The organism is Tolypothrix sp. VBCCA 56010 (genome assembly GCF_050875635.1).
Lineage (GTDB): Bacteria > Cyanobacteriota > Cyanobacteriia > Cyanobacteriales > Nostocaceae > Hassallia.
In genome coordinates this window covers 1-7,251 of record NZ_JBPAOH010000244.1, presented here as the reverse complement: position 1 = coordinate 7,251, position 7,251 = coordinate 1, and the positions used below count along the sequence as shown (strand labels likewise).

At 40.5% G+C, this 7,251-nt stretch carries 12 protein-coding genes; 1 reads left to right on the top strand and 11 read right to left on the bottom strand.

Going from position 1 to position 7,251, the window contains the following annotated elements:
* Window positions 1-229: 229 nt before the first annotated feature.
* Window positions 230-367, bottom strand: a complete 138-nt coding sequence (locus tag AABK37_RS39260) for a hypothetical protein (RefSeq protein ID WP_432556812.1) — start codon at window positions 365-367, stop codon at window positions 230-232.
* Window positions 368-396: 29 nt separating this feature from the next.
* Here AABK37_RS39260 and AABK37_RS39255 point away from each other — a divergent pair, with 29 nt between their 5' ends.
* Window positions 397-1,884, top strand: a complete 1,488-nt coding sequence (locus AABK37_RS39255; RefSeq protein WP_432556811.1) for an alpha-amylase family glycosyl hydrolase — start codon at window positions 397-399, stop codon at window positions 1,882-1,884.
* Between the two features lie 162 nt (window positions 1,885-2,046).
* Here AABK37_RS39255 and AABK37_RS39250 read toward each other — a convergent pair whose 3' ends face one another.
* The 10 genes from AABK37_RS39250 to AABK37_RS39205 all read right to left on the bottom strand — a co-directional run.
* A complete protein-coding gene (locus AABK37_RS39250) occupies window positions 2,047-2,430 on the bottom strand; it encodes a DUF423 domain-containing protein (RefSeq protein ID WP_432556810.1) in 384 nt (127 codons plus the stop codon).
* Window positions 2,431-2,460: 30 nt separating this feature from the next.
* Complete coding sequence (locus AABK37_RS39245) at window positions 2,461-2,949, bottom strand: hypothetical protein (protein ID WP_432556809.1); 489 nt, start codon at window positions 2,947-2,949, stop codon at window positions 2,461-2,463.
* Between the two features lie 87 nt (window positions 2,950-3,036).
* Entirely contained in the window at window positions 3,037-3,312 is a 276-nt protein-coding gene (locus tag AABK37_RS39240; protein WP_432556808.1) for a type II toxin-antitoxin system RelE family toxin, read from the bottom strand.
* Complete coding sequence (locus AABK37_RS39235) at window positions 3,305-3,598, bottom strand: type II toxin-antitoxin system Phd/YefM family antitoxin (RefSeq protein ID WP_432556807.1); 294 nt, start codon at window positions 3,596-3,598, stop codon at window positions 3,305-3,307. The genes AABK37_RS39240 and AABK37_RS39235 overlap by 8 nt, the downstream gene beginning before the upstream one ends.
* A 133-nt stretch (window positions 3,599-3,731) precedes the next feature.
* Window positions 3,732-4,091, bottom strand: a complete 360-nt coding sequence (locus tag AABK37_RS39230) for a hypothetical protein (protein WP_432556806.1) — start codon at window positions 4,089-4,091, stop codon at window positions 3,732-3,734.
* Between the two features lie 106 nt (window positions 4,092-4,197).
* Entirely contained in the window at window positions 4,198-4,884 is a 687-nt protein-coding gene (gene bchM, locus AABK37_RS39225) for a magnesium protoporphyrin IX methyltransferase (RefSeq protein ID WP_432556805.1), read from the bottom strand.
* Between the two features lie 333 nt (window positions 4,885-5,217).
* Window positions 5,218-5,586 (bottom strand): DUF4288 domain-containing protein, encoded by a 369-nt coding sequence (locus AABK37_RS39220; protein WP_432556804.1) that lies wholly within the window; start codon window positions 5,584-5,586, stop codon window positions 5,218-5,220.
* Window positions 5,587-5,628: 42 nt separating this feature from the next.
* Window positions 5,629-5,991, bottom strand: a complete 363-nt coding sequence (locus AABK37_RS39215) for a DUF5615 family PIN-like protein (RefSeq protein ID WP_432556803.1) — start codon at window positions 5,989-5,991, stop codon at window positions 5,629-5,631.
* Entirely contained in the window at window positions 5,969-6,358 is a 390-nt protein-coding gene (locus AABK37_RS39210; RefSeq protein ID WP_432556802.1) for a DUF433 domain-containing protein, read from the bottom strand. The genes AABK37_RS39215 and AABK37_RS39210 overlap by 23 nt, the downstream gene beginning before the upstream one ends.
* 70 nt (window positions 6,359-6,428) lie before the next feature.
* A partial coding sequence (locus AABK37_RS39205; RefSeq protein WP_432556801.1) for a tetratricopeptide repeat protein occupies window positions 6,429-7,251 on the bottom strand: 823 nt, incomplete at its 5' end.

The following is a 7,251-nucleotide window of genomic DNA, read 5'->3' as shown; positions in this document are numbered from 1 at the left end:
TACTTTGATTGCTACAGCACTCGATTTGGTTAATCCCAAGCATCTAAAAAACTGGTTTACAAACTGCTGTTACTGTACTTCATAAACCCGCAATCTGCTGTATGATAGTTAGGAGTTAGGAGTTATGAGTGATAAATTAAGAGTTAGGAGTTAGGAATTAAGAGTTAAGAATTATCAGTTCTTAATTCCTAACCCCTCACTTTTAACTCCTAACTCTTAACTGCTAACTTTACTTTAAACTCCAAGCGGCAAAAGCCAAAGCACCCCAACCGGCAATAAAAGCTGCACCTTTGAGTGGTGCGATCGCTCTTTGGGTTTCAATCCCGTTGCTGGGAGTCGTTAGGTTTAAAGTCCACATTTTTGACATTGGTGGTTATTTCGCTTATTTTAATAGCTATGCGTTTCATCAAATTTATCTTCAGCCGTGCAGTTATTATTTGCACAATTTGCGCTGACCCTGTTAAAACATTAGCAGCAGCAACACCCACTGCTATCTTTCATGCATTTGATCAACAGTACAGTGATGTCGAACAGTTTGTCTGTGAACTAGGTAAGCAAGGATATTCTCACATACTTACTCCTCCAACCCAAAAGTCTAATCCCAGTCTTGAATGGTGGGCACGCTATCAACCCCTAGACTACAGCGTCATTGAAGGTAGAGGTTCCCAAGAAGATTTAAAAAAACTGATTAATAAAGCTCACAGTTGTAATGTCAAAGTCATTGCTGATGTTGTTTTCAATCACATGGCTAATTTGGATGGCAATGATGATTTTGAAGACTTAACTAAATTTCCAGGTCTTTCTCCACGTGATTTTAATTCTGCCTCAGACCGTCCGGGTAAAAAACCTTGTGGAATTAATTATAGTGATGGTAACAGAAATTCAGAAATTAATTGTTGGTTGGGCGGACTTCCTGACTTGATATTCACCAATAACGTTAAAAAAATTCAAAAAGCTCATTTAAAGAAATTGTTAGATTTGGGAATTGATGGATTTAGGTTTGATGCTGCCAAACATATGCCAGCAGATGTTGTGAAAGAGTACATCAGCTACGTTTCACGAGAAAGCCAAGGAAAAACGTGGAATTATCTTGAAGTGATTACAGATGGTGACACCAGTGCAGAAAACTATAACTGGATTGCTCCTGTTACAGATTTTGTTCTCTACAACTCTATGAAAAATGCCTTCACCTTTGGTGGAGATTTGCGATCGCTTCGAGTTCCCACAGCTGTCAACGATCCGAATAGCGTTACCTTTGGCAGAAACCACGATAATATCCGTGAGATTAACTCCAGTGCTATCAATCCCTACAGCGATCGCTCTCTTTCTTTTTTAGCAACAGCCTACGTACTGGCTAGAGTTAGCGGCACTCCTCTAGTACTCAACTGGGATAACGCGGATGCTTCTTTTATCAAATATGGTGTCAAGTTCCGCCAAATTATGCGCCAACGGGGAAATGAAGGAAAAAACGTTAAAGAAAATGTTTTGGCAGCTGTTGATAGTCCTACTGTGTTGCTGATGGAGCGAGGCAGTGAGGGATTCTTTGTTGTTAATAAAGGTGAGAATAAATTTAATGTGCCAACACTGGATTTAACCCTCACTAATTTGGAGGGATGTTATCGAGAACTCCGCAATAACTTTACTGTTGCTATTGAGCGTCGCAATAACGGTCAAAAATTTATAACTCGTTGGGGTACGTGGAATAGAGGCGGTATGGAAGTCCAGAGGCGCGATGCACTCTACTTTATTCGAGAAGCTTTTAATCAATGTAATGGGTCAAATTCGATTCCAAGGTCGATACATTCTGACACCATCGAGCCTTCTTTTGCAACACACGCCATAATCACCGAAGAGGCAGAGGGGAAGGGAGCAGGGGAGCGCTAGTTTGGTCTTCTCCCTTCATAGAGAGGCGCTTGTCTGCGACACGCACATGCGTTCGCCAAGGGGATCACCTGCGTGGAGCATCTGGCGTGGCAGGGGGAATGCTCCTTCTCCTCTGGTGCAAAGCGCGAAGCGCGTAACGCGCCCTATTAATTAACTAACTATTTAATACTTTAAACTCCAAGCGGCAAAAGCTAAAGCACCCCAACCAACAATAAAAGCTGCACCTCCGAGTGGTGCGATCGCTCCCAATATTTTTACATTTGTTAACGAGAGAGCATACAAGCTACCTGAGAACAAAGCAATCCCAATGATGAACAGCCACCCACTTGCTAATAAAGTTGGTGGCGGAGATTGTTGGTAGATGCTCAATAGTAGTGCTACTAACAATAATGCCAGAGCGTGGTACATTTGATAACGGGCAGCGGTTTCAAAAATTTCTAGCGAGCGATCGCTAATTTTCTCCCGCAATGCATGGGAAGCAAATGCACCACCCGCAACTGACAAACCGCCGAAAATAGCACCTATACTCAAAAAAATTTGCGTCATGGAGTTATCCCATTTTCGCTCTCTTAGGGTTTAGACATCAAAATGATAAGAGATTGCCCCATCTTCGCTTACTTTAAAGTTAGCATGAAATTCTTGCGCTTTTTCATCTAAATATTCTCTAGCGACGGCAGCTGGTAGCTGTGACTGCATTGCAAAGCTTAAAACGGTGACACGTCCATTGTTTTCAGTCAGCATTTGATAAAAAAGAGATTGCAGGCGATCGCTGACCTGTTGATTAATCATTTTTTTCTCTTGCTGACTGTCACGGTACAATCCAAATGCTAGCCATCCTCCCAGTATTAAGGTAGGAACGCCAAAAACGAAATAACGCACGGCATCATTATCATTAACAGAGGCAGTATTTGCAGGTGTAAACTCTATCTCATCAACATCTATCCGTATTTGCTGAGACTCCTTGTGCATAGCAATTTTGTCAAATACCGATGAAACTGATAAAGTCATAAACATAAATCCGAGTGTAAGCAGCCATCCAGAAGCTAATTTTCCAGCTGTCTTCATAGTTCCACTTTAAAAAATGAACTTTGTTTGTGATTCTAACCTCACTTGCCTACATGTTCCACTAAGTCTTTGTACTACCGTATGACGTTAGAGATTTTCATACACCTCGTCATCGTTGCGCTTGCCTACTCGAAAAACTTCGATTGCATCCTCTGAAATTGTGTAAAGAATGCGATACTCACCACTATCGACTCGATAAACACCTGAATATCCCTTCAGTTGCTTATAATCTTGAGGTCTAGGATTTTCTGGTAGCAGCAAAATTTTAGTCATCACCTGCTTAAAAAATTTGGGGTGCAAATCGACTAAATCTTTACGAGCAGATTTGGTAATACGTAAAGCAAGCAGACCGGATTCAGTCATTCAAAATATTTTCTACTGTAAAATCAGTGTTATGAAGTTTGTTGTACTCAGTAATCACTTCTTCTACTGAATAAGACTCAGCGTTACTTTCAGTTACTGCACGTCGAAAATCTGCCACATCTGTTGCATCTTCCAATGCTTCCAAACGCTTTAAGTCCGCATAGCTGATAACTGCTGCAATAACCTGTCCTTCTGATTCAATGACAATACGTTCCTGTCCTTCTTCCACAAGAGCGAGAAGTTCTGAAAACTTTTCTTGTGCCTGAGTTGCTTCGACTTTTGTCATGTTAATACTTGGTTATGGCATCAGCAGATGATTCTGTTTTCAAACATAGCACAGCAGCTTTGAGGAGTTTGGGAGAAGTTTCCTATACCATATTTGTTAAGGAGGGGTTTTTAAGGGCATAGGAAATCAGATTTTAAAGATGAAACAGGTAACTAATGTTGCCTCGATCGCTGGCTTCAAAAGTAGCGTTGAATTCTTTAGCTTTTTGATCGAGATATTGTTTAGCTTGTTCCCCAGATAGCTGTGTCTCCATCGCTAACTGTAAGACGGTAATTCTACCATTATCGGCTTTGAGCATTTGATAAAAAGTAGAATCTAGGCGATCGCGTAACAATTTTTGATGTCTTCTACGCAACCCCCAAAGCATGTATCCTCCCCCTGCTGTGAATGGCACACCAAAGGCTATTCCGGCAAAAAAAGCATCTTTCGCTTCTTGCTGTTCTATGGTAGTGTGGTCTTTATCTGCTAACTGCAATAAGCTAGAAGCACTCATTATCAAACATATAAATCCGAAGGAAATCAAGAACCCAGCAGTTATTTTGGTGAGGAATTTCATAATTGCGGCAAAATATAAAAGCTATATTGCCGCCATCTTAACCTCACTTACGTGTAGCTTCCAGTATTCGCGAAAAGTAAAAGCGAGTGCGAGTCATTGACTGTCTTTCGACGCTAAAGCCGTTTTTTTCTAGTATTTTCACCACATCAGCTTCCCGATGCAAATAAGCGCGAGTTGCTTTACTCGGTCCTGGGAAAAAACTGCCTATTTTTTTGAGTATACTCAGGGCGAAGGTTTTCGGCGCAAAGCTGAGAATTACCCGCGACTGTGCTAAAGAAGATAGATGAGAAATCATCTCGTCTGCCTTTTCTTGGGGATAGTGGATGAGAACATCCAGGCAAATGACGGTATGATAACTACCACTTAAGGCTTCTAAATCTTGGACGGTGAAAGTCGGATTTTCTACTTGTCCTAAAGTTTCTAAAGCTCTATCCTTTGCTTCCTCCACCATTTTGTCAGAAATATCGCTGGCATAAACTTTTGCATTCTCTGCCGCTAGGGGGATGCTAAGACTACCCACACCACATCCAGCATCGCAGATTGATATTTCTGCTAAATTGCGATCGCCTTTTAACCAGCTAAGGACTGTATCGACGGTTTGCTGATGTCCGTTGCGGATGTCTAGCTGAACTTTGTTGACTTCGCCATCACCATAAATACGTCTCCAGCGGTCGAAGCCTGTGGAATTGAAATAATTTTTAACAATTGTTTTATCGTCGGTTGCGTTCATGTTGAATTTTTAAGGGTTCCCAATGCTTAAAAATATCACTAATAGCAACCGTCAAGAACGCTCTTCCAAATTTTTCTGTACTCAAATATTGCACCTTGCCCTAACGACTGAAAGTCGCGGCTATACGAACGAAGTCCGCCTGCGCGGACTAAGAGGAAAATCAACGGTTTTGAAGTTTGCGTAGGCTAATAGCTTTGGTAGCGATCGCTTTTGCGCCAGTCGATGTGCGAACCGACAAGAGCGATCGCTTTTACAGATTTTTTGTGATATAGTCTCATGCAAAGATGCAAGGAGCGCTTTTGGCATAGGTGAAGCGATCGCATGGTTTTATAACTAATCTGCAAATTGCTCTTTAGACAATAATGGCTCAAATGATTGGTAAGCTTCATAATTACGAAAATGTCGAGCATATAAATCAACACCATCTTCAGATGAATCAAAGTCATCATACAAAACTGAATTCACGTCTACTACTTGTTGTAAAGACCAAGTAATAGTTTCTCCATTCTCATTTGTATAGCTGACATTTTCGTTTTTACCATGCTTAATAGCTTTTTCTTTTGCTGACTGTAAAGAGGTAGCTTTAATCATAACAAAGCTTTCTTGATACAAAGGTTGATAATCAGGTTTATCTGAAGATGATTTATAGAGAATGATAGCAATATAGAAGGATTCTACTTTATCTACACTTTCAGTTTCCATCTCATCTTCTTCACAAGTCTTATTTTTATTCGTAATATCTGATTATGGAAAGGGTAAATAAACTATGCGGTCTTGATATTCACCATCTTCTGAAGCTAAAGCAACTAATATTAATTCTTCTATGTTTTCAGCAACACTTAAATTCGGATTGAGAATAAAAATTCCTGGTATGTGACGACTCATAGCAATATGATCGGCTAAATGTACTGGCATGGAAGTGCGGTTGTTTGTGACTAATATAAAATTATTTTCCTCACACCAACATATAATTTCTGGATCGAGTGTTCCTTTCGGTGGTGTTCCTGGTTCTCCTACTACCTGGATAAAAATATCAGGTTCTTTTAGTTTCATTTGATTTGGATATAGAGAATTGACATTTTCATCAATCAGATATCTCAGCGTCATCTATTTGTTTTTTGGCTTGTCTTGCAGTTCGGAGTTGGCGGAGTTTTTCTGATACTGGTGGGGGATTAAGCCGCTGTTCTTCTCTCATTCTATGACCATGTTCTAGCCAGTTTTTCATGTAAGCACTTACAATTTCTTTGTTTTGCAAATAGTAAAGAATAGTCGCATATACTTGTTCTAAGGAAATTGATTTATATATTTGGGCAATTTCCTCTGGAGAGCGTCCACAATCAATGTATTCATAAAGAATTGTTTCAATTCCTATTCTGGAATTTTTCAGTCTAATATCTCCAGGAGAGAGAAAGTTGAAATATTCTGCAATATCTTTAGATATAGCTTGACCTATATCTATGGTTTTGCTGTTCATAAATTTGAAACTATGATTTCCCAAAAATTTGGAATTAACAGGTTAAATTTATTGTAATAATTTAATTTATTTACTGCCGAAACCAAGCGCGTACCCAACGCCACAACCGACGCAACCAAGCCCAAAACCCACGACGGGGGACTACAGGCTTTTTTGGTTGAGAGAGACGCTCAATTGAATTGTTGCAATCTTGCATATTAGCATCAAGTCCCATTACCTGAAAAAGTTCACGGGCATTGCGATAAGCACCCAGCGCATCTGATTCTCGATTGAGGTTTTCTAAGGACAAACCTAAATTAAACCAGGCTTTAGCTTCCCCATTTCGATCGCCTATCTCCGTAGCTATATTCAAAGACCGCTCGAAGAACTCAATTGCTTGTTGGTACTGTCCCTGGTATAAGTAAGCAAGACCCAAACTCATTAAGCATAAGCCTTCAGTATTGCGATCGCCTATCTCCCTAGCTATTTTTAAAGACTGCTGGAAGAAATCAATCGCTTTTTGGTATTGCCCCTGGTATAAGTAAGCAAGACCCAAATTCATTAAGCCTAAGCCTTCAGAATTGCGATCGCCTATCTCCATAGCGATTTGCTTTGACTGCTGAAATAACTCAATCGCTTCTTGGTACTGTCCCTGAGAGGAGTAAGCATTACCCAAATTACCTAAGGATTTGCCTTCAGTACTGCGATCGCCTATCTCCTTAGATATTTCCAAAGACTGGTGGTAGAACTCAATCCCCCGTTGGTACTGTCCCAGGGAGTTGTAAGCATTGCCTAAATTGTTTAAGGAATTACCTTCGCCATTGCGATCGCCTATCTCCCTAGATATTTCCAAAGACTGCTGCAAGAACTCAATCGCCCGTTGGTACTGTCCCAGGGAGTTGTAAGCATTGCCC

What these genes read in the sequence shown, in the direction of transcription:
- AABK37_RS39255 (WP_432556811.1), top strand. Translation starts at nt 397, where the DNA reads ATGCGTTTCATCAAATTTATCTTCAGCCGTGCAGTTATTATTTGCACA.
- AABK37_RS39250 (WP_432556810.1), bottom strand. Translation starts at nt 2,430, where the DNA reads ATGACGCAAATTTTTTTGAGTATAGGTGCTATTTTCGGCGGTTTGTCA.
- AABK37_RS39220 (WP_432556804.1), bottom strand. Translation starts at nt 5,586, where the DNA reads ATGGAAACTGAAAGTGTAGATAAAGTAGAATCCTTCTATATTGCTATC.
- AABK37_RS39235 (WP_432556807.1), bottom strand. Translation starts at nt 3,598, where the DNA reads ATGACAAAAGTCGAAGCAACTCAGGCACAAGAAAAGTTTTCAGAACTT.
- AABK37_RS39215 (WP_432556803.1), bottom strand. Translation starts at nt 5,991, where the DNA reads ATGACGCTGAGATATCTGATTGATGAAAATGTCAATTCTCTATATCCA.
- AABK37_RS39240 (WP_432556808.1), bottom strand. Translation starts at nt 3,312, where the DNA reads ATGACTGAATCCGGTCTGCTTGCTTTACGTATTACCAAATCTGCTCGT.
- bchM (WP_432556805.1), bottom strand. Translation starts at nt 4,884, where the DNA reads ATGAACGCAACCGACGATAAAACAATTGTTAAAAATTATTTCAATTCC.
- AABK37_RS39230 (WP_432556806.1), bottom strand. Translation starts at nt 4,091, where the DNA reads ATGAGTGCTTCTAGCTTATTGCAGTTAGCAGATAAAGACCACACTACC.
- AABK37_RS39260 (WP_432556812.1), bottom strand. Translation starts at nt 367, where the DNA reads ATGTCAAAAATGTGGACTTTAAACCTAACGACTCCCAGCAACGGGATT.
- AABK37_RS39210 (WP_432556802.1), bottom strand. Translation starts at nt 6,358, where the DNA reads ATGAACAGCAAAACCATAGATATAGGTCAAGCTATATCTAAAGATATT.
- AABK37_RS39245 (WP_432556809.1), bottom strand. Translation starts at nt 2,949, where the DNA reads ATGAAGACAGCTGGAAAATTAGCTTCTGGATGGCTGCTTACACTCGGA.